This window comes from Mesorhizobium sp. L-2-11, from assembly GCF_016756595.1.
Taxonomy (GTDB): Bacteria; Pseudomonadota; Alphaproteobacteria; order Rhizobiales; family Rhizobiaceae; genus Mesorhizobium.
This window is the reverse complement of the sequence record NZ_AP023258.1, coordinates 20,454-39,265: the sequence shown is the minus strand read 5'-3', so window position 1 is coordinate 39,265 and position 18,812 is coordinate 20,454. Positions and strand designations below refer to the sequence as shown.

General features: G+C 61.3%; 19 protein-coding genes and 1 pseudogene. 10 read left to right on the top strand and 10 right to left on the bottom strand.

Going from position 1 to position 18,812, the window contains the following annotated elements; translation table 11 throughout:
* Positions 1-9: 9 nt before the first annotated feature.
* From trbL to traI, 8 genes are read right to left on the bottom strand one after another with little or no spacing between them, the layout of a single operon-like run.
* A complete protein-coding gene (gene trbL / locus JG739_RS31725; protein ID WP_202367761.1) occupies positions 10-1,209 on the bottom strand; it encodes a P-type conjugative transfer protein TrbL in 1,200 nt (399 codons plus the stop codon).
* On the bottom strand, positions 1,203-1,421 hold the full coding sequence (trbK, locus tag JG739_RS31720) for an entry exclusion protein TrbK (protein ID WP_202367760.1): 219 nt from the start codon (positions 1,419-1,421) through the stop codon (positions 1,203-1,205). The genes trbL and trbK overlap by 7 nt, the downstream gene beginning before the upstream one ends.
* Positions 1,418-2,227, bottom strand: a complete 810-nt coding sequence (gene trbJ / locus JG739_RS31715) for a P-type conjugative transfer protein TrbJ (RefSeq protein WP_202367759.1) — start codon at positions 2,225-2,227, stop codon at positions 1,418-1,420. Before trbJ ends, trbK begins: the two co-directional genes overlap by 4 nt.
* Entirely contained in the window at positions 2,199-4,667 is a 2,469-nt protein-coding gene (locus JG739_RS31710; RefSeq protein WP_202367758.1) for a conjugal transfer protein TrbE, read from the bottom strand. Before JG739_RS31710 ends, trbJ begins: the two co-directional genes overlap by 29 nt.
* Before the next feature lie 7 nt (positions 4,668-4,674).
* Entirely contained in the window at positions 4,675-4,974 is a 300-nt protein-coding gene (locus tag JG739_RS31705; protein WP_202367757.1) for a conjugal transfer protein TrbD, read from the bottom strand.
* Positions 4,967-5,344, bottom strand: a complete 378-nt coding sequence (locus JG739_RS31700; protein ID WP_202367756.1) for a TrbC/VirB2 family protein — start codon at positions 5,342-5,344, stop codon at positions 4,967-4,969. Before JG739_RS31700 ends, JG739_RS31705 begins: the two co-directional genes overlap by 8 nt.
* Positions 5,334-6,305 (bottom strand): P-type conjugative transfer ATPase TrbB, encoded by a 972-nt coding sequence (gene trbB, locus JG739_RS31695; RefSeq protein WP_202367755.1) that lies wholly within the window; start codon positions 6,303-6,305, stop codon positions 5,334-5,336. Before trbB ends, JG739_RS31700 begins: the two co-directional genes overlap by 11 nt.
* Positions 6,302-6,937: an acyl-homoserine-lactone synthase gene (traI, locus tag JG739_RS31690; RefSeq protein WP_202367911.1), complete on the bottom strand. Its 636-nt coding sequence runs from the start codon at positions 6,935-6,937 to the stop codon at positions 6,302-6,304. The genes trbB and traI overlap by 4 nt, the downstream gene beginning before the upstream one ends.
* A 360-nt stretch (positions 6,938-7,297) precedes the next feature.
* Here traI and repA point away from each other — a divergent pair, with 360 nt between their 5' ends.
* The 4 genes from repA to JG739_RS31670 all read left to right on the top strand — a co-directional run bounded on the left by repA (position 7,298) and on the right by JG739_RS31670 (position 11,588).
* Complete coding sequence (gene repA, locus JG739_RS31685; RefSeq protein WP_202367754.1) at positions 7,298-8,515, top strand: plasmid partitioning protein RepA; 1,218 nt, start codon at positions 7,298-7,300, stop codon at positions 8,513-8,515.
* 226 nt (positions 8,516-8,741) lie between these two features.
* Positions 8,742-9,749 carry a plasmid partitioning protein RepB gene (repB, locus tag JG739_RS31680; RefSeq protein WP_202367753.1) on the top strand — a complete coding sequence of 336 codons (1,008 nt, stop codon included), beginning with the start codon at positions 8,742-8,744 and terminating at the stop codon, positions 9,747-9,749.
* 212 nt (positions 9,750-9,961) lie between these two features.
* Positions 9,962-11,311 (top strand): plasmid replication protein RepC, encoded by a 1,350-nt coding sequence (gene repC, locus JG739_RS31675; RefSeq protein WP_202367752.1) that lies wholly within the window; start codon positions 9,962-9,964, stop codon positions 11,309-11,311.
* 91 nt (positions 11,312-11,402) lie between these two features.
* On the top strand, positions 11,403-11,588 hold the full coding sequence (locus tag JG739_RS31670) for a hypothetical protein (protein WP_202367751.1): 186 nt from the start codon (positions 11,403-11,405) through the stop codon (positions 11,586-11,588).
* A 39-nt stretch (positions 11,589-11,627) separates the two neighbouring features.
* Here JG739_RS31670 and JG739_RS31665 read toward each other — a convergent pair whose 3' ends face one another.
* Complete coding sequence (locus JG739_RS31665; RefSeq protein ID WP_202367750.1) at positions 11,628-12,560, bottom strand: recombinase family protein; 933 nt, start codon at positions 12,558-12,560, stop codon at positions 11,628-11,630.
* A gap of 166 nt (positions 12,561-12,726) precedes the next feature.
* On the opposite strand from JG739_RS31665, the gene JG739_RS31660 reads away from it, so the two are divergent.
* Together JG739_RS31660 and JG739_RS31655 are read left to right on the top strand one after the other, a co-directional pair.
* Positions 12,727-13,065 (top strand): type II toxin-antitoxin system RelE/ParE family toxin, encoded by a 339-nt coding sequence (locus tag JG739_RS31660; RefSeq protein ID WP_202367749.1) that lies wholly within the window; start codon positions 12,727-12,729, stop codon positions 13,063-13,065.
* Positions 13,062-13,409, top strand: coding sequence for a helix-turn-helix domain-containing protein (locus JG739_RS31655; protein ID WP_202367748.1), 348 nt, complete (start codon positions 13,062-13,064; stop codon positions 13,407-13,409). Before JG739_RS31660 ends, JG739_RS31655 begins: the two co-directional genes overlap by 4 nt.
* A gap of 29 nt (positions 13,410-13,438) precedes the next feature.
* Here the strand turns inward: JG739_RS31655 and JG739_RS31650 are convergent, their stop codons facing one another.
* The gene (locus JG739_RS31650; protein WP_202367747.1) at positions 13,439-14,692 is read right to left on the bottom strand and encodes a site-specific integrase; all 1,254 of its coding nucleotides are present in this window, start codon (positions 14,690-14,692) and stop codon (positions 13,439-13,441) included.
* A 194-nt stretch (positions 14,693-14,886) separates the two neighbouring features.
* On the opposite strand from JG739_RS31650, the gene JG739_RS31645 reads away from it, so the two are divergent.
* The 4 genes and pseudogenes from JG739_RS31645 to JG739_RS31630 form a co-directional block, all read left to right on the top strand.
* The gene (locus JG739_RS31645; protein ID WP_202367910.1) at positions 14,887-15,834 is read left to right on the top strand and encodes a DUF1403 family protein; all 948 of its coding nucleotides are present in this window, start codon (positions 14,887-14,889) and stop codon (positions 15,832-15,834) included.
* 5 nt (positions 15,835-15,839) lie between these two features.
* Positions 15,840-16,547 (top strand): SMC-Scp complex subunit ScpB, encoded by a 708-nt coding sequence (scpB, locus tag JG739_RS31640; protein WP_202367746.1) that lies wholly within the window; start codon positions 15,840-15,842, stop codon positions 16,545-16,547.
* 372 nt (positions 16,548-16,919) lie between these two features.
* Positions 16,920-17,774 carry a peptidoglycan-binding domain-containing protein gene (locus tag JG739_RS36565; protein WP_446720582.1) on the top strand — a complete coding sequence of 285 codons (855 nt, stop codon included), beginning with the start codon at positions 16,920-16,922 and terminating at the stop codon, positions 17,772-17,774.
* 565 nt (positions 17,775-18,339) lie between these two features.
* Positions 18,340-18,768 (top strand): annotated as a pseudogene (locus JG739_RS31630) (IS66 family transposase); the annotation flags it as partial.
* Positions 18,769-18,812 lie beyond the last annotated feature (44 nt).

The following is an 18,812-nucleotide window of genomic DNA, read 5'->3' as shown; positions in this document are numbered from 1 at the left end:
ACGGTCTCCTCACTTACTGTCATCGATCGGCGGTGGCACAGGCCGGGAGGATGTACGCCTGCCCGATTGGGGGCTCTGGTCGAGCTTGGCGTTGGCAAGCCCCAGCAGAGAGCCTGCATAGGCGCCGGGCGACGCGATCGCCTTTTCCTTGGCCGCCGAGCCGGCGGCCCATCCGGCGCTGCCCACGCTAGAGGCCATCCCACGAAGTGCGGCACTCGCCATCGACGACCCGCCAGCTCTTGCATCACTCGCGGTCTGCGCGCCCCTGGACGCAGCGCTCGCCCCGAGGAAGGCACCGCCGGCGGCAAAGGTCGCGGCCTGGGCCCCGTGCCGGATCGCTTCCATGCCGCCGGCGATCGACGCGCCCTGGACCACGCCCTGCATGATCGGAGGGACGTACATGGCGATGACGAACACGACGACCGATATGCCTGCGATGGCGAGCGTGGTGATGAACTGATCGGAGGTCGCGGTCGGCGCCTCGGCCAGGCCGAGCAGGATGTCCGAGCCGATCTTGGCGATCATAACGAGCGCCATCAACTTCATGCCGACGGAAAAGGCATAGACCAGATAACGGACAGCGAAGTCCTTGGTGTAGGAGGAGCCTCCCAGTCCAAGCATGATCATCCCCGCGAGAAGCCCGACATACATCTCCACCATGACGGCCACGAAGATCGCGGCCACCAGAGAGAAGGAGACGACGACCACGACCATGGCGAAGACCGCTGCGATGGCGAGTGCGTTGTCTTCGAACAGGCCGAACTGCGCCTGCTCGGACATCTTGGATGCGACGCGAATGCCGGCATCAAAAATGTTGGCGGGCGAAGCCGAGCCGCCGCCGGCGCCGATCTGGAACAGGCTGTCGACCACGGCCTTGGCGAAGGCCGGTCCCCGGTCGAGGATGAAGGCGAAAAGGCCGATGAACATAACCCGGCGCACCAGCTCGGCGAACCATGCATCGAGACTGGCCGCATTGATCGCCAGCCAGACCGCGGCGATCCCGATTTCGATACCGGCGAGAATCCAGAACAGCGAGCGTGCCGCGTTCATCACCGTCGTCTCCCAGCCCTTGGCGGCGGTGACGACCTGGTTCTCCAGTGTTGTCAGGACCGAACCTTGCTGTGCAAGCGCCGGTGCGCTTGCGAGCAGCACGATCGCGATCACGATGAAAGCCGTTTCGAGCCCGCGGGAGGGGCGGACGATCACCATCGGGGCTTCATCTCCTGCCCGCCGCGCACGTCGCGATCCGGATCGCTGCCGAAAAAGCGCTCCCGGTGCTCTTGACGCGCAGCACCAGAGCTCGCCGCCGTCGCCGGCGTTTCAGTCGTGGCGTCCGGTTGCGCGACCACCCAAATCAACATGCCGGCGCCGAAGGCGACGATGCCAGCCACTGCGAGGGCGATTAGGATGCGCGGGCTCACCAGCGGGGCTCCATCGTCTGGCCGCTGCGGATATCGCGGTCGGGCGCGTTGAAGAACTGCTCGCGGCGGGCCTGGGCGAGGTCCTGTCTCGCCTGTTCGGAGTGGAACCACGTGCCCATCATGGTCATCTGTTGTGAGACGAGCCCGCGCAGCTTCTGCATCTGCGCGACCTGCTGGGTAGCGATCTGATGACCGACCTGCAGCGCCTTCATCTGGCCGTCTGCCGATTCCGACATTGAGCGCAGCGAGGACATGGTGGATTCCTCGCTCGAGAACTGCTCCGCCGTGAGGTTCGCCGCCTTCAACGTTCCGGCGATCGTGTCGCGGTTGGTGTCCGACCAGCTCTGGTAGTTCGACGAAAAGCTTGTGCCATCCGGCAGGTTGCTCTTCATGTCGGCGAAGCTCTGGAAGCGCTGTTTCAATACGTCGTCGATATTGCCCATGGAGAAGGCGACGCCCTGCCCTTGCGCGGCGATGTTCTGCAGGCTCTTCAGGTCGTTCTCGACCTGTCCCCAGATGTGGCCCGGAAGCTGCGCGGTGTTCTGGAGCAGGTTGTTGTAGATATTGAGCTGGTTCTGGATCTGCTCGGCAAGCTGGGTGATCTGCTTGATCTGGTTGTTGACCTGCTCGGCCGACTTGCCGACGAGGCTGACAAGCTCGGCATTGTTTGCGAGCTGGGTCCATTCAGTCGCTTGCCCCGTCACGCCGCCGGCATGCGCGACCGGCGGCGTGACGGCAGTGCCCAGTATCAGCGCCGTGGCAACCGCAGCACGGGCGCTACGCTTTGGGAAAGAATGATTCGACATCGGCAATCCCCCTCTGTTGGAGCCATTGGAGAGGCCACGCGGCCCCATGCTTGGAATGAAGGGCACGGATCTGCTTGAGGTCCTCCTTGCCGGACGCTCCGACGAAGGAGAGGGCGACAGGACCGAGCGCCATGTCGAACAGCCTGCGGCCTTCCGGCGAGACGACGTAGTATTCGCGTTTCGGCAGAGCGGTCGCGACGATCTCGATCTGCCGTTCGTTGAAGCCGATCCGCTCGTAGAACTCGCGCGTTCCCATCTCGCGCGCAGCGCCGTTCGGAAGGCAGATCTTCGTCGGGCAGCTTTCCTTCAACACGTCGATGATGCCGGAGCGTTCGGCGTCGGAGATCGACTGCGTTGCTAGGACGACGGCACAATTGGCCTTGCGCAACACCTTCAGCCATTCCCTGATCTTGTCGCGGAAGGTCGGGTGCCCGAGCATCAGCCAGGCTTCGTCGAGCAGGATGAGGCTGGGCGCTCCTGTCAGGCGTTTCTCGATACGACGAAAGAGATAGGTCAGGACCGGTACGAGGTTGCGTTCGCCCATGTTCATCAGCCCCTCCACCTCGAAGCACTGGAACGCCCTGAGCGATAGGCCGTCCTCCTCCGCGTCGAGCAACTGACCCATGGGGCCGTCGACCGTGTAGTGGTGCAGTGCATCCTTGATTTCGCGCATCTGGACGCCGGAGACGAAGTCCGAGAGCGAGCGGCCGCGCGACTGCGCCATCAAACCGATCTGCCGGGAGATGGCGTTGCGATAGTCCGGCGTGACGCTGACGCCCTGCAGCGCGACAAGCGTTTCGATCCACTCGGCCGCCCATGCGCGGTCGCCGTCGCTGGAGAGCTCTGCGAGCGGGCAGAAGGCGAGCGCCGGCGAAGCCCCCTCCCCTCCCCCGGTAGCATCCCCGCCGATCTCGTAGTGATCGCCGTCGAGGCCGAGCGTCAGCGGCAGCATGGAGCGACCCTTGTCGAAGGCGAAGACCTGGGCGCCGGCATAGCGCCGGAACTGTGCGGCGATCAGCGCCAGCAGCGTTGACTTGCCCGAGCCTGTGGGCCCGAAGATCAGCGTGTGGCCGACGTCGTCTACATGCAGGTTCAGGCGGAACGGTGTGCTCCCGCTCGCGACCTGCACCAGCGGCGGCGATCCCGGCGGATAGAAAGGGCAAGGCGCCACCGGGCTGCCCGACCAGACCGAGTTCAACGGGATGAGGTCGGCAAGATTGCGCGTGTTGATCAACGGCTCCCGGATATTGGCGTAGGAGACGCCCGGCAGGCTTCCAAGGAAGGCGTCGGTCGCGTTCAGCGTTTCAATGCGCGCCCCAAACCCCTCCGCCTGGACGAGACGGCGGATCGCCTCGCACTTCTCCTGAAGCCGGGCCTGTGCTCCATCGAACAGGACGATCACAGGCGTATAGTAGCCGTAGGCGACGAGCTGGGAGGAGGCCTCGGCGATGGCGTCCTCGGTCTCGGCTACCATCATCATGGCGTCCTGGTCGACCGAGCGGCTCTGGGTCTGAAAGAGCTGGTCGAAGAACGGCCGCACCTTCTGCTGCCATTTCTTGCGGGTCCGCTCCAGCTTCTGCCGTGCCTCCTGCTCGTCAAGAAAGACGAAGCGCGATGACCAGCGATAGGTCAACGGCATCAGATCGAGCGCATTGAGGATGCCCGGCCAGCTCTCCGCCGGCAGGCCGTCGATGGCGACGACCCCGAGGAAGCGGTTCTCCACCAGCGGGGTCAGGCCATGCTGCAGCTCGGCCGTGACCAGCCAGTCGAGATACATCGGGATGTCCGGCAGACGAAGAGGATGGTTTTCGCCTGTGATGCAGAAGCGGACGAACTGGAGCAGCTCGTCATAGCGGGCCACCCGAAATCCGGCTCGCTCGTCGACCTCGCGTGTCGCCATCCGCTGAATGGAGACGACATTGCCGAGATATTGCTCCATCTCGCGGATCGAGGCGCGGAACGTGTCGAGCGTCGTCACCGCATAGGACGCCGATCGGCTTGCCGGATCGGAATAGACATAGCGTGCGAGGCCGGAGCGACGCGGTTCGGGCGGCCGCCACGTCAGGATGAGCGCATGCCGGCTCTCGAAATGCCCGTGTTCTCGCTGGAAGTGGAGCCGTCTCTCGAAGTCGATGGCCCGTGTGACCGGGTCGGGGAAATGGCAGTCGGCTTCGTCTGGGTAATCGGAAGTCGGCACCCGCACGGCTTCGACCTGGATCATCCAGCCCGATCCGAGGCGAGCGAGAATGGTGTTGATCTGCCGCGAGACCTCGTTGCGCTCGGCGTCCGTCGAACTCTCACTGTCGGGGCCGGCAAAGTACCAGCCGGCCATCAGCGAACCGTCCTTCAGCAGAATGACGCCGTTGTCGACGAGACCTGCATAGGGGACGAGATCAGCGAAGGATGGTCCAGATTGGCGGAAAGTCTTCAAAGCGACCATAAGCGCCTCAAAACCTGCGCCATGGCGTCGATGTCGCCCGATAATAGGCCCTATACGAAATGTGACGGATATAGACCTGCCGCATCATGGGATCGGACTTCGCCATCATGCGAAGGGCCGCGACGGCGACCAGCCAGATCGCCGCTCCGAAGAGCGCGGCATACCAGGTCAACACGACGAAGATCAGAATCACTGAAGCGAGGCCGGTAAGCAGAACCAGCTCCCGGTCTGCTCCCATGAGCTGGTTGGGGCGCGAAAGCGCCCTGTGCACGCGTGAACGCGCGAGATTGGCGCCTGACTCAGCCATCCGCCCCCTCCCCTGCCGCTGCAGTCGAGGCCTGTGACCGCGCCTCTCCAATCGAGGCGCCCGTAGCGCCGAACAGGGCGACGATCTGCGTGGCGCCGAGCAGGATGCCGGCTACGAGCACGACATACACGAGCCGCCGCGCGAAATCGTTGAGCTCGCCGCCGAAGATCAGCATGCCGCCGGCGATCGCGACGGCGGCGAGAGCAATGAAGCCAGCGACCGGCCCGGTAATGGACTGCTGGATCTGCTGCAGGGGAGATTCCCAAGGCAGGCCGCCACCCGAAGAGGCAAGGGCCGGAGCCGCCAGGCTGACGCAGGAGAAGGCGGCCAATGCCGCAAAGATCAGGGTGATTTGCGTCTTACGCAACATGGCTGTCCTCGTCGATCTGGGCGTAGTGTTCGGTCCGGTAGCGGGAGTTGCTGAAGCCCTCGACGTGGATGACCTCGCGGACCCGTCTCCCCCGCCCCGTCCGTTCTATGGAAACGACAAGATCGACGGCCTCTCCGATCACTTCCTGCATGGGTTGCTGGCTCGCTTCCGCGGTCAGCTGCTCGAGCCGGCGCAGGGCCGACATTGCCGTGTTCGAGTGAATGGTGGTGACGCCGCCCGGGTGCCCGGTGTTCCACGCCTTGAGCAGCGTGAGCGCCGCACCGTCGCGGACCTCGCCGACAATGATTCGGTCAGGCCGCAATCGCATGGTGCTCTTCAGCAACCGTGCCATGTCGACGGTGTCGCTTGTGTGAAGCGATACCGCGTTCTCGGCGGCGCATTGGATCTCGGCGGTGTCTTCCAGGATAACGATCCGATCGTCCGGCGCATTTGCGACGATTTCGGCGATGACCGTGTTGGCAAGCGTCGTCTTGCCCGAGCCCGTGCCGCCGGAGATCACGATGTTCATGCGAGAGGCGATCGCGCTGCGCAGGACAGAGGCCTGCGCCTCGGTCATAACCTTCGACTTTACGTAGTCGCAAAGCGGGATCAGCCGCGACACGCGCCGCCGGATCGTGAAGGCCGGTCCGGAAACGACCGGCGGCAGCAAGCCCTCGAAGCGGTGCCCGCCGATCGGCAGTTCGCCGGAGATGATCGGCTGCTCGTCGTCGGCCTCCGATTGCAGCGCGTGGGCGACGCTGCCGATGATCACCTCTGCCGCAGCCGGGCTCATCGCGCCAGCCGAAGCGACCCCATGACCCAGGCGTTCGATGAAGAGCTTGCCATCGGGATTGAGCATGATCTCGACCACCGTCGCGTCGTCGAGCGCGACGCAGAGTTGGTCGCCGAGCGCGTCCTGAAGTTTGCGGACGAGACGCGAATGGGAGCGCAGTTGGGTCACGCGGCGCTCCGAACGGGTGCGCTGTCGATCTGACGGATCGAACGGTAGCCCGGAGGGCAGACCTGCTCGAAGCTGGCGCGATCGGCCGGCAGGCTTCCAGCAATGGCGATGGTGTTGCCGATCGGGACAGCATCGCCGAGCCGTTGCATCGGCCAGCCGGCCCGTTTCAGGATGCGCTCAAAGCGAAGATCGGTCGCTGTGACAATCTCGCTGTAACCGTTCGCCATCGACCATTCGATGATGCCGGCGAACAAGGTGAGCGTCGCGAGGTGTAGTTGGCCCCCATCCCTCTGCGAGGCAAGGGAGGTGTCGACGCAGAAGCGCGAACTCTCGACCATTCCTGGATGCGAGGCGAGTGAACCTTTTTCGAGCAGTTGGGGAAAGGTGTGCTCGAGCATCGTCGGCCCACAAGCCGGAAGAAGGCGGACACAACCGGCCAGCAGCCCACTCTCGGTAATCGCCAGAACGCAAGTCGGTTTCAAATCGTCGTACTGATCGCGTTCCTCGCCATAGGTGACAGAGACGTCCCATTCGAGACGACCGCCGAACGCTGCTGCGCGAAGACGGTACATCTGGTTCAGAAAACTTGGGTGGCCTCTGTAATGGTGGGGCGAGACGGTCAGTATCCGCATCATGATCTCCGCATGAACAGGTCATGCCAACAGAAATCATCTCGTTGGGCGTATGCCTACGTGCAGATCTGCATCCGGTGATTCTGCCGAATCGACGGTCTAGCTTCGGAAATGCGAGGGCAGGCAGGGACTAAAGTGTTGATGAAGAGGTGCAAATCTGCATTTCCCGCTCACTCCGGCACACAGCAGGAATCAGGCTAACTAGCAGATATTTATCGACGAATCCCCGCTTGGCCTGAAGCAGGCAAAATCGCGTTAACTTTTGATTAACCAAAAACGCCTTGCAACCGAACACGCATTCAGTAATCGTCACGGAAAAATGGCATTACCTGTCGTTTAACCGTGACAAGAGATTCCACCGTGAGCAAGGCTGTTGCCATATCCCGAAATGATCGCCCTTCGGTAGATGTTACCATTGGTGAGCACGCTGAACAGCTAAGCTCTCAGCTCCAGGCTATGAGCGAGGCCCTATTTCCTCCGACATCACACAAGAGTTTGCGCAAATTCACATCGGGTGAAGCAGCACGCCTCATGAAAATATCTGATTCGACCCTTCGGAAGATGACCTTGGCGGGCGAAGGGCCACAACCCGAGCTCGCCAGCAACGGGAGGCGCTTTTACACACTCGGTCAGATAAATGAGATCCGGCATATGCTGGCGGGCTCTACTCGTGGACGCGAAAGCATCGAGTTTGTACCTCATCGGCGCGGTTCGGAACACTTGCAGGTCATCGCTGTGACCAATTTCAAAGGTGGCTCCGGTAAGACGACCACGTCAGCTCATCTTTCACAGTATCTCGCGCTGCAGGGTTACAGAGTGCTTGCCGTGGACCTTGATCCACAGGCCAGCCTCTCGGCACTACTCGGCGTTCTTCCAGAAACGGATGTGGGTTCGAACGAAACATTATACGCAGCCATCCGGTATGACGGCTCGAAGCGGCCGCTCAAGGAAGTTATCCGGCCGACATACTTTGATGGCCTTCATCTCGTTCCTGGAAATCTGGAGCTTATGGAGTTTGAGCACACCACCCCAAAAGCTTTGACTGATCGCGGCGCTCGCGACGGGCTTTTCTTCACCCGCGTCGCTCAGGCTTTCGACGAGGTCGCCGATGATTATGACGTCGTTGTTATTGACTGCCCTCCCCAGCTTGGGTTTCTGACGCTCAGCGGCTTGTGTGCTGCGACATCAATGGTCATCACAGTGCATCCCCAGATGCTTGATGTTGCTTCCATGAGTCAGTTCCTGCTCATGACCCGTGATCTTCTTGGCGTCGTGAAGGAGGCCGGGGGAAATCTCCAGTATGATTTCATCCGCTATCTTTTGACCCGGTTTGAACCCCAGGATGCGCCGCAGACGAAGGTCGCTGCGCTGCTGCGCAATATGTTTGATGATCATGTTCTTACCAATCCGATGGTGAAATCAGCGGCGGTATCCGATGCCGGCCTGACGAAGCAGACGCTCTATGAAATCGGCCGAGAGAATCTGACACGATCGACGTACGACCGGGCCATGGAATCTCTCGATGCAGTGAACTCCGAGATCGAGGCTTTGATCAAGACCGCGTGGGGGCGGGCATGATGGCCGCCAGCGTCCTTCCGCTGATGATGTTGGGAGCTCCCAACAGAAATGCCGTTTATCGTTTCCGGACGGGCCCCAATGGGCTGCATTACTTTATTTCAAGTCTTTTTCGGCCCACGCATCGGGGGCCCGTGCGCAGTAGCCGCGCCGTGTTGGGAGCTCCCAACGAACTGCTTTTTCCGTTGGGAAAGCGATGCCTGGGCAATAATCTGAAGGCACTGATGCCATGAGCCGCAAAGACGCAATCGACTCATTGTTCCTCAAGAAGCCAACTGCAAACGAGAAGTCTGCCACGGACAAGTCAGCCGTTCGTGTGCGCACCGGCGCGATCTCCGCAATGGGTTCGTCGCTACAAGAGATGGCCGAGGGAGCAAAAGCCGCAGCTCGGCTACAGGACCAGCTGGCTTCGGGCGAGGCCGTCGTGTCCCTGGATCCTTCCGCGATCGACGGGTCACCGATCGCGGATCGATTGCCTGCTGCCATCGATCCGAAGTTCGAGCAGCTCGAGGCGAGCATTTCGGAAGAGGGGCAGCAAGTTCCAATCCTTGTTCGACCCCATCCTGAGACTGCCGGTCGATATCAGATCGTATATGGAAGGCGGCGACTGCGCGTTGCCGCAAATCTGGGGCGAGATGTTTCTGCAATTGTTCGAAATCTCACGGACCGTGAATTGGTCGTGGCTCAGGGCCGGGAGAATCTCGACCGTGCCGACCTCTCTTTCATTGAAAAAGCGCTCTTTGCGCTTCGGCTCGAAGACGCGGGCTTTGATCGTGCCACAATCATTGCGGCGCTCTCCACCGACAAGTCTGACCTAAGCCGCTACATCGCCGTCGCCAGAAGCATACCTATAAATCTTGCCACGCAGATCGGCCCGGCGTCCAAAGCCGGTCGATCGCGCTGGGTCTCCCTTGCTGAGGGTCTCGGGAGACCCAAGGCAATGGACGCGATCAACGTGGTGCTTGAGTCGGAACAGTTCAGGAACTCAGATAGCGATACCCGCTTCGCCCTCGTATTCAAGGCGGTTTCGAAGTCACCCGCTAGGAAGAAGGTAAAGGTGTGGAGCATGCCAAAGGGCAAAAAGGCGGCCCGGATCCGGCAAGAAGCCGGGCGAACAGCTTTGATTTTCGACGAGAAGCTGGTGCCTGCTTTTGGGGAATATGTCGCTGACCAGTTGGATCGTCTTTACACCCAATTCCTTGAAACAAGCGAAGGAGGCGAAGCCGACCAACAGTGAGACGTCCATCAAGGCCGAGCCTAGCTCGATTGAGATGAACCACCTCTAACCGCAAAAGAAAAAGGCCCCCCGAAACGGCGTTCCGGACGACCTTCTCTATAGTCTCGCAGCTTAGAGAATCGCATTTCCAGGAATCGCAGTCAAGAGTCCCGATAGGGAAAGCGTCGTTTTTGGCGAGCAAACTTCTTTTGCCCATCGAAAGGTAAAAGGAAATGCAGACGCATATCTCGACGACGCCCTTTGGGCGGCGGCCGATGACGCTTGGCCATATTGCAACCCAAATGACCGCCAAGGCGGTCTCACCTGACGCTGTCGTCCACAAGTGGCAGGTCTTCCAAGATATCAAGGACGCCAGGATAGCTCTGGGCGCCACTGATCGCGCTTTGGCCATTCTCGACGCGCTGTTGTCGTTCCATCCGGACACGGCGCTTTATGGCGACAGCGAGCTGATCGTCTGGCCATCAAACGAGCAGCTTACCCGCCGCGCCAACGGAATGCCGCCGACGACGTTGCGACGGCATCTGGCCGTCCTGGTGGAGTGCGGCTTGATCATCCGTCGCGACAGCCCAAACGGCAAGCGCTTCGCCCGGAAAGGGCAGAAGGGCGAGATCGAGCAAGCCTACGGCTTCGACATTTCGCCGATCGTCGCGCGCGCAGAGGAGTTCAAGGAGCTGGCGGAAGCGGTCAGATCTGAGAAGAAGGCCTTTCGGCTCGTTAAGGAGCGGCTAACCATATGCCGGCGTGACATCGTCAAGATGATCGACGCTGGAATTGAGGAGGGCGTGCCGGCGAACTGGGGCAGGGTCCAGCAGGCCTACCAGGCGATTGTCGGCCAGATACCACGCACCGCACCCAGACAGACCTTCGAGGCGATTGCCGAGGAGCTTGAAGGCCTTTGGGCTGAAGTGCGTGAAGCATTGGAATCATTTGTAAAAACACAAAAAATGGACGCCAATGAGTCCCGAAACGGACGCCACATACAGAGTTCAAAACCAGACTCTAAATTTGAATCTGAAAGCGGCTTAGGAAATAAAGATGAAGCGGGCGGCAACGTTGCGGACACCGACAACGTACGGAGCCTGCCGAAGCGCGAGCTGCCGTTAGGAATTGTGCTGGATGCCTGCCCGAACATGCTTTGGCTGGTGAATGGCGGCGGCGGAATCCGCAACTGGCGTGAATTTCTGGCCGCGGCCGAGGTTGCCCGGCCGGCGATGGGCATCAGCCCGAGCGCCTGGGAGGAAGCGCGAACGGCAATGGGTGAGCAGCAGGCGGCGATTACCATTGCCGCGATCTACCAGCGACAGGACCAGATCAACAGCGCCGGCGGCTATTTGCGCAGCCTGACGGACCGGGCAAAGGCCGGAAAGTTCTCGGTCTGGCCGATGGTGATGGCCTTGTTGCGGGCAAAGCTTGACGCGTCGAAGACGACTGGAACCGGTTCCGGAGCTGACGCCGCTGCTGTCGATCTGCAGACGGCGGGCAAGATTGTGCGCACCGAATCCCGGCTGGAAATCAGCGATGCGTTGCGCCGCAGCCTCGACAAGCCGGGGCGCAGATCATGATGAGGCGCGCGCCGGTTTTGATCCGCCCTTGGGGCTTTGGCGGTCGCTGAAGCGCTTGTCGGGAAGAGCGTCTTATGAGAGCATCGACGGCATGAAAAATGAACACGACCGGGAACCGACGCCCGATGAAGCCGCCGGAATGGTGTGGTGGAACTCACTTGCCGACTCCGATCGTGCGGCTTGGCTGGCGCGGGCTGACAGCGCGATTCCAGCTGATGCCTGGGCGGCGTACAAGCGGCTCGGGGTTGTTGAGCGTCAGCCACGGACCGTAAACTGAGGACTGTTCTGCGGCGGGGACGACGTCCCTGTATCTCGGTCAGCTCGCGGGCGGTTCGGGGACGAGACCAAGCCGCCGGGCTCGATCGAGCAGGTTCTTGACTGAGGACGCGGACCATTTTGCGCTCCCTCGTGGGGTACGCTCATGCAGGCGCTCGAGCTGGCCGGCGATGTCGCGTAGCGACAGGTCTGGGTTGGATTGCGAAATCCCTGCCACAAGGGTCATCAGGCGATCTTCGGGAGGCTGCGGAGACGCCCGCTTCAGCAGCGTGGGTTCGGCCAGGTGCTCGGTGACGAGCCACTTCACTGCCCGCCGTAGTCGTTCAGGCGTCCAGTCGAGGCCGCGCTGCTTCAGGACCCGAGCGATATCATCCCAGTTGTGGTCTGGTCGCATCCGACGGACCGTCGGAAGCCACTGGTTCATCGTTGATTGTAGCCGTCGGCCATAGGCTGCCTTTTGCACCGCGGTCATCTTCGCCAAGGCTTCGGGCCTGCGTTCCCGGATACCAGGATTGCCCGGCAGCCGCCCCTTCGATCGTGCAGCGATGATGCCCGCCTTGGTCCGTTCCGAGATCAGCGCACGCTCGAGCTGGGCAACGGCGCCGAGTACCTGCAGCGAAAACATGCCCTGTGGCGTCGACGTGTCGATCGGATCTCGCAGAGATCGGAAGTGCGCGCCTTGGTCGGTCAGATCCTCGATGACCTGAAGAAGATGGCTGACCGAGCGGGCAAGGCGATCGAGACGCACGACGACCAGGACATCGCCGGCGCCGATATCGCTGATCAACCGCAATAGGGCAGGGCGGGCTCTCGACGCACCGGATCCATGTTCCTGAACGACGACGTCGCAGCCGGCCGATCGTAGCTCAATTTCCTGCGCTTCCGTCGCTTGTTCGTCCGTCGACACGCGCGCGTAGCCGATTTGCCGGCCCTGTGGTCGACCGGAGTGTCGATCTTGCGCTTCACGGGCCATTTGCGGCGTCTCTCAGCATTGGGAAGGGGTGTTGTACAAACACCGAAGATATCAACAAACGATCGGATGAGCGGATCATTTGGGTCCCCGGCCAGCCATGTCCCCGGCCAGCCATTGACTTTCAGCTACTTGTCGTCTATATAACCCATTGGGTTATAGGAACCGCATGCAGACCGTCGCCGAGACACCATTGTTCATCAAGCAGGCGGCTGATTTGTTCAGCGAGGATGAACGAAAGGAACTGATCGACTTTTTGGCTACCAACCCGCAGATCGGCGATGAGATCCCCGGAACCGGCGGCGTGCGAAAGATGCGCTTCGCTGCCAAGGGGAAAGGCAAGCGCGGCGGCGCGCGGGTCGTCTACTACTGGTACAGCGATGACGCGCCGATCTACGCGCTGTTGGCATACGGCAAGAATGAAAAGGTCGATCTCAAGCCGGACGAGGCAAAAGCGGTTGCAGCCTTCGCCAAGGCGATCAAGGCAGCGAACAGGAGCAGGACATGAGCGAGATGGCAAAATTCGGCGCTGATCTGATCCAGTCCATGTCGGAAGCTCTGGCGCACGCGCAGGGTAAGGACGTTCCCGGTATCAAGGTGCACAGCGTCGATGTTGGCGCGGTCGACGCCAAAGCCATCCGCAAGAAGCTTGATCTCACCCAGGACGAAATGGCGACTGTGCTTGGCACAAGTCCTTCCGGCTATAAAAAATGGGAGCAAGGGAAGCGACAGCCCAGTGGCGCGGCTCGAACCTTGCTCCGGATCATGGAAAAAGAGCCTGAAGCGGTTCTACGGGCTCTGTCGACCGACAAATCCACCGAAGAAAGCCATATCACCACTGCATCTGATTGAAGCGGGGCAGGGGAGGGGGGCTTCTTTCCTTACAGCCCGCTCGCCTTGGTGAGATTGACCCGAAACCGATCGCGGCGCCGCTGATATCTGCGGGTCATCTCGGCGGAGGCGTGACCGAGCTGTTTTTGCACGTAGCGTTCATCGACCTCGGCCGAGGAGGCGAGACCGGCGCGCAGCGAGTGGCCCGCGAATTTTTGTTCCCGTTCGCCTTCCGATAGATCGCCACGGACGCCGGCGGCAAGTGCTGCGCGCTTGACCAGCCGCGCCACCTCCTGGTCGTTCAGCCGCTCCGAACCGACGGCCTTGCCTTTCCCGGTAACGCGACGAAACAGGGGGCCATGGCCGATGCGCGCAAGCTTGAGCCAAGTCTGCAGCGTGACCACCGGGCAGGTAGCATCCGACGAGCCGCGGCCGATTTCGACCTCGCGCCAGCCGGTTTTTCCGCGCAGGGTGACCAGCATGCCCTTGTCAAAAATCTCGATCCAGCCTGAAGAATCTTCGGTCTGGTCGCGCGAAACATCGAGGCCGACGATTTCCGAGCGTCTGAGCCCGCCGGCGAAACCGAGCAGCAGCATCGCCCGGTCGCGCAGGCCCCGCAGCGTGCCGCGGTCGAGCGTCTCCAGCATGGCGATCATATCTTCGGGGAGGACGGCCTCCTTCTGCACCGGCGGTTTTGCGTGGCTGTTGCGAATGCCGGCCATGACCGTTGCGATGTGGCGGTCCTTTCTGTCGAGCGGCTGACCGCGCTGAGAAAAGTTCCAGGTCAGCGCCGAAAGCCGCCGCTCGATGGTTGAAACGGCGTTCGGTTTTTTGTCCCCTGTGACCTTTCCCGAGGCGCAAGCGGTGATGTAGAGGCCAACGGTCTGTGGGTCAGGTGGAAAGGCCTCAAGATTCTGCCGCCGGCACCAGGCGCTAAAATGCTTCCAGTCGGCGGCATAGGCACGCCGCGTGTTGGCCGAACTTGCCGCCTCGACGTAATCGCGCGCGCGATCTGCAAGGTTTTCCAGATGTGCCGGTAGACCGAATGTCGGTCCCGATTCGGATGCCGGCTGCAAGGCAGGGGAGGGGTCACCAGCCGGCTGCTCCTCGGTCGCCCGGCCCATCTCCAAGACGAGGTCGACGATATCGGGCAGGTCATCGGTGAACTGTTCGTCGCCGATAGGGGCCGCGGGCTCGGCCGACAGCCGCGCTGTCGAAAGATCGTCGCCGGCCGCCGTGCTGTGGGACGTTCCGGAGGTCTTCTCGACGTGATTTTGGGGCTTCTGCGCGATGAAAACGGTCATTTCTCCTATAAAGAGAAAAACGAATGATAATGCAACATTATCATTTGTTGTTGATGCACGACAAGCACAGCGCTTTTCGTCCATTTTTGTTGCTAAAAGCGCCGCCATGATTCATCGTGCTCTCGATGATTCTGCGTTCCAGACCTTCTGCACGTCACCACGCCACGCCTGCCGGAACCCCTCCGACCGTGCCAATGGCAGCGGTGCCGGCCTGGCTGCGCCGGGCCATCTCGGATGCGCACAGTCATGCGGGAAACGAGTTCGAGGACGTCTCGCTCGCCGCGGGCGCTGCCATCTGCGCCCTCGATGCGGTGGTCCGCCGACAGGAACGATGGGCCGGCGCCTGGCGCCGGCGCCTGGCGCTTTCGGCTGCCGTGGCAACGGCAAAGCAGGCTGGCCGCGTCGAGGATGAAAGCGCGCTGCGCGACGCCGTGTTGCTCACCCGGCCCGGCGACAATGTCGGCCCCGCCGGCCGTTTTCTCCTCGCCTGGCGTCGGTTGGCATCTCGGCCAACGGAGGATCTACTGACGGAGAAAAATCTTGCCGCAATGCTGGAGGAGCTTGGCTACGCGCCGGATGATGAGGCGGTCAGCGTTCTGGCGGATGATCTTCGACAGCTTTCCGCAGGCATCGGAATGGTCGGCATGCTGACCGGTGCGTTCACGGCCGCCGAACGCCGTGGCTTCGCACGCACCGTTGGAGCCTGGCTCGCCGACGCCCTGCTGGCGCAGCGCCTGGGCTGGGACCACGCGGTACCGCTGCTGGGCGCCGAGGCAGCCTTGGGCACAAGCGCCGGCTCGCGTCGGTCAGCAGCGGGTTCTGTGTCGACAAGTATTGTGACAAATTCTGAGCGTGCGAAAGGTTTGCTCGCCGCGCAGGCGCGCGCTGCGCTGCGTGCGATCGATCTTTCCGCTGAGCTCGAGCGCCGCGCGGAGCGCCTGATTGTCGTGGCTCCAAAACTCCGGGCCAAGGCCGCGAACATGGTGGTCGAAAGACTCTTGTCCGACGATGCGGTCGTCGCTTCGGAGAAGATCGCTGGGATGAGCGACCGGGGCCTGCGCCGCCTGTTCGACCGGCTGGTCGAATTCGGCGCGGTGCGCGAGCTATCCGGCCGCCCAACCTTTCGCATCTACGGGCTGTGACGACCATGGTGGAAGCGGTGCGCAGACCCGGAAAGGATCGGCCAGATGACCGTCGATCAGCTGACCAGCTGTTTGACCGGGAGCTGGATCACCTGCCGCCACAGGTGCGTTGGCGGGAATGGATGCAGCGCGTCGAGGCCACTATCTTCGCGGCGAGCGAGCCTGTTGGTCGCGAGACGCTCGCGCGGATCGTCGGCAAAAGCTGCAGCATCGACCTGCTGATCGACGACATCCGCGAAGAACTGCGCGGCCGGCCCTATGATCTGGTTGCGGTCGCCGGCGGCTGGAAGCACTTGACCCGGCCGGCCTATGCCGACGCCATCCGTGCCGGGGTTGGTGGAGGCGATAAGGCGGTCGACTTGACGCAGTCCGAAGTGCTGGTGCTGATGTGCATTGCCTACTTCCAGCCGATCACGCGTGGCGAGCTTTCTTCCTTCTTCGGCAAGGAGATCAGCCGGGATTTTATTGGTCATCTGCGTGGTGCCGGCCTGATCGCTTCGGGCCCGCGCAGCCCGACGCCCGGCGCGCCCTACACCTACGTGACGACAAAAGCGTTCCTGCTCGAGTTCGGCCTCGACACGCTGCGCGATCTGCCGGATTTCGAGGCACTCGAAGATGCGGGGCTGCTGTCAAAGGAGAAGCTTCTGGCTGGTGACATCATGCCGGACTTTGCCGGTCTCCAAGAGGGCATCGAAGTCGAGGCGGACGAATAGCTGGACGCTGACGACGGAACGACCGCTGCGTCTGCTTGTACCTGATCAAGAGATCGATCGGCGATAAGCAGTGGGCAGACCGACAGGTGGCGCATTGTCCGAAATTTGCGGCATACTTCGGACGTGGGTCGAAATTCAGGCCGGCCTCGTTTGGCCCGGCCTTAGGGTCCATCATTGTCATCGCAGATCGGCTATTGTGTAGATCCTGTTCGGGCTGAACAAGGACGAGTTCGAGCGGGAAAAGTGCGATCAAAGGAGATCGGCAGTTTCTGCTGTTGAGCGTCTGCCCTCATTCGGAGGAAATGTAATAGCGCGAGTTCTCAAAAGAACTCATCCCAGCTATGCTTAAACTGGGACGGCGGGGCAAAAGGGATGAGGTTGCCATTTTCTTGGACTGTGGTGGTCGCCTTGGCGACAGCACTGGGCGTCACAGACCCCGCAACTTCACAGGAATCACAACATTCCGCTCGGCAGATTCAACAAGCGCTTGCCGACCATGGCTACGATCTCGGGACCGCGGACGGAATTTGGGGACGTCGGTCCATCAGTGCGCTCAAGGCTTTCCAGAAAGCGAACAATCTTCCTCAGACCGGTACTTTGGACGAAGCGACGTCAGCCGCACTTTTTCCGCAGGTGAGGCGTGGCCCGTTGACGCCCATAGCCACGCACTCGCTCCCGTCGCTCTTAGAGAAGCCTGGTGTTCCAACAAAGATAACTCCACAAACAAGTCACGGTGAAGCCCGGCAAGCAGATGGCGATGTCCACCAGGCGTCAGCCAAATCCGATCGTTTGGAGCCCGAGCCCAACAAGGTCGGCGAGGCGCCAACCATCCCCACACCGCGTTTGATCTATTTGGGCCTGCTAGCGGTCGCAACCGCGTTCTTCTTCTTGCGGAGACGGCGAAGCCGGGCGCGGACCCGGTTCCAGCACGGTCCGGAAGCAAGAGCAGCGAACCTGATCACGGTCTCGACCGGTCGATCAGAAGTAGCAGGCACCGCCTGCGTATTCCGAACGATCGCGTGGTGCCAGCCAGCATTGCTGATAGAAGGCAGCCAGTCGAACAAACGCCGATCCTGTCGCCGAACGTTGCGGCTTCAATCGCGGCACACAACGCCGCTGTCCACGATTTCATCCGTCAGAGAGGAGCAATCCCACGGCCCAAATCAGGGACCAATCCTTCAGCCAGGCATCCGGCAACTCCCGCAAAAACGAGTTGGGAAAGCTTAGAGGCTACCAAGGTCACCCCGGTAACGACAACAAGCGAGGGATCGCTCGCATCACATAATGCTCAGATAGCGGAATCCATTCGACTACGCGGTCCTGCGGCCGCAACGGATCAGACGCAGCCGTCGGATTCCGAAAGCAAGGGCAGCCATCTTGATACCGGTTTCGACCAATCGGACAGAAGCAACAGGCACCTCTTGGTTCGGAACGATCTGATCGTTCCAGCCAATACTGTGGTTGGAAGACAACCGGTCGAACAGAAACAAGCCTTAACATCAGATATTGCGACTTCTGTCGCGGTACATAATAGAGCTGTCCACGACTTCATCAGACAACGCGGAGCCATTAGACCGCCCACACCAGTGCCCAATCCTTCAGCCGCAAAAGCGGGTTGGCAAAGCATTGAGGACACCAAGGCCGCCTCCGCAGCGCCGACAACCGAAGGATCGCTCGCATCGCATAATGCTCAGGTTTCGGATCTCATTCGGCAGCGCGGCCCTATTATTGTTCCCAACACCGCCGGGTCGGACCAGCCGCGGTGGTTCGACCGGCTACCCGCAGTGCGAGCGAGCCCCGCCCCGCGCTACGTCAGGAAAAGTCCGTGGCCATTGTCGCGAGCCTCTTCGATCTATGGGAAGCGGAACTGGGCAAGGTCTCCGGAAAATCCAAGACCGCCGAGGCGATCCGCTACGCGCTCACCCGGCGGGAGGCGCTGGAACGCTTTCTGATGGACGGTCGCATCGAAATCGACTCCAATATCGTCGAGCGTGCAATCAGGCCCCAGACGATCACGCGAAAGAATAGTCTATTCGCCGGCAGCCACGGCGGTGGACGAACCTGGGCGACGGTAGCCACCTTGCTGCAAACCTGCAAAATGAACAGCGTCGATCCGCTCGACTGGCTCTCGCAGACCTTGACCCGCATCGCTCAAGGCTGGCCGGCATCCGAAATCGAAATGCTCATGCCTTGGAACTTTAGGCCTGACGTTATCGGCTGACCGCTTACGCTTGCACCGCAACATAAAATTCCACTTCACGACCG

Excerpts from the sequence above, each read along its gene's own strand:
- trbL (WP_202367761.1), bottom strand. The coding sequence starts at position 1,209 with ATGGTGATCGTCCGCCCCTCCCGCGGGCTCGAAACGGCTTTCATCGTG.
- trbJ (WP_202367759.1), bottom strand. The coding sequence starts at position 2,227 with ATGTCGAATCATTCTTTCCCAAAGCGTAGCGCCCGTGCTGCGGTTGCC.
- JG739_RS31710 (WP_202367758.1), bottom strand. The coding sequence starts at position 4,667 with ATGGTCGCTTTGAAGACTTTCCGCCAATCTGGACCATCCTTCGCTGAT.
- JG739_RS31705 (WP_202367757.1), bottom strand. The coding sequence starts at position 4,974 with ATGGCTGAGTCAGGCGCCAATCTCGCGCGTTCACGCGTGCACAGGGCG.
- JG739_RS31700 (WP_202367756.1), bottom strand. The coding sequence starts at position 5,344 with ATGTTGCGTAAGACGCAAATCACCCTGATCTTTGCGGCATTGGCCGCC.
- traI (WP_202367911.1), bottom strand. The coding sequence starts at position 6,937 with ATGCGGATACTGACCGTCTCGCCCCACCATTACAGAGGCCACCCAAGT.
- repB (WP_202367753.1), top strand. The coding sequence starts at position 8,742 with ATGAGCCGCAAAGACGCAATCGACTCATTGTTCCTCAAGAAGCCAACT.
- repC (WP_202367752.1), top strand. The coding sequence starts at position 9,962 with ATGCAGACGCATATCTCGACGACGCCCTTTGGGCGGCGGCCGATGACG.
- JG739_RS31670 (WP_202367751.1), top strand. The coding sequence starts at position 11,403 with ATGAAAAATGAACACGACCGGGAACCGACGCCCGATGAAGCCGCCGGA.
- JG739_RS31665 (WP_202367750.1), bottom strand. The coding sequence starts at position 12,560 with ATGGCCCGTGAAGCGCAAGATCGACACTCCGGTCGACCACAGGGCCGG.
- JG739_RS31660 (WP_202367749.1), top strand. The coding sequence starts at position 12,727 with ATGCAGACCGTCGCCGAGACACCATTGTTCATCAAGCAGGCGGCTGAT.
- JG739_RS31655 (WP_202367748.1), top strand. The coding sequence starts at position 13,062 with ATGAGCGAGATGGCAAAATTCGGCGCTGATCTGATCCAGTCCATGTCG.
- JG739_RS31650 (WP_202367747.1), bottom strand. The coding sequence starts at position 14,692 with ATGACCGTTTTCATCGCGCAGAAGCCCCAAAATCACGTCGAGAAGACC.
- JG739_RS31645 (WP_202367910.1), top strand. The coding sequence starts at position 14,887 with ATGGCAGCGGTGCCGGCCTGGCTGCGCCGGGCCATCTCGGATGCGCAC.
- scpB (WP_202367746.1), top strand. The coding sequence starts at position 15,840 with ATGGTGGAAGCGGTGCGCAGACCCGGAAAGGATCGGCCAGATGACCGT.
- JG739_RS36565 (WP_446720582.1), top strand. The coding sequence starts at position 16,920 with ATGAGGTTGCCATTTTCTTGGACTGTGGTGGTCGCCTTGGCGACAGCA.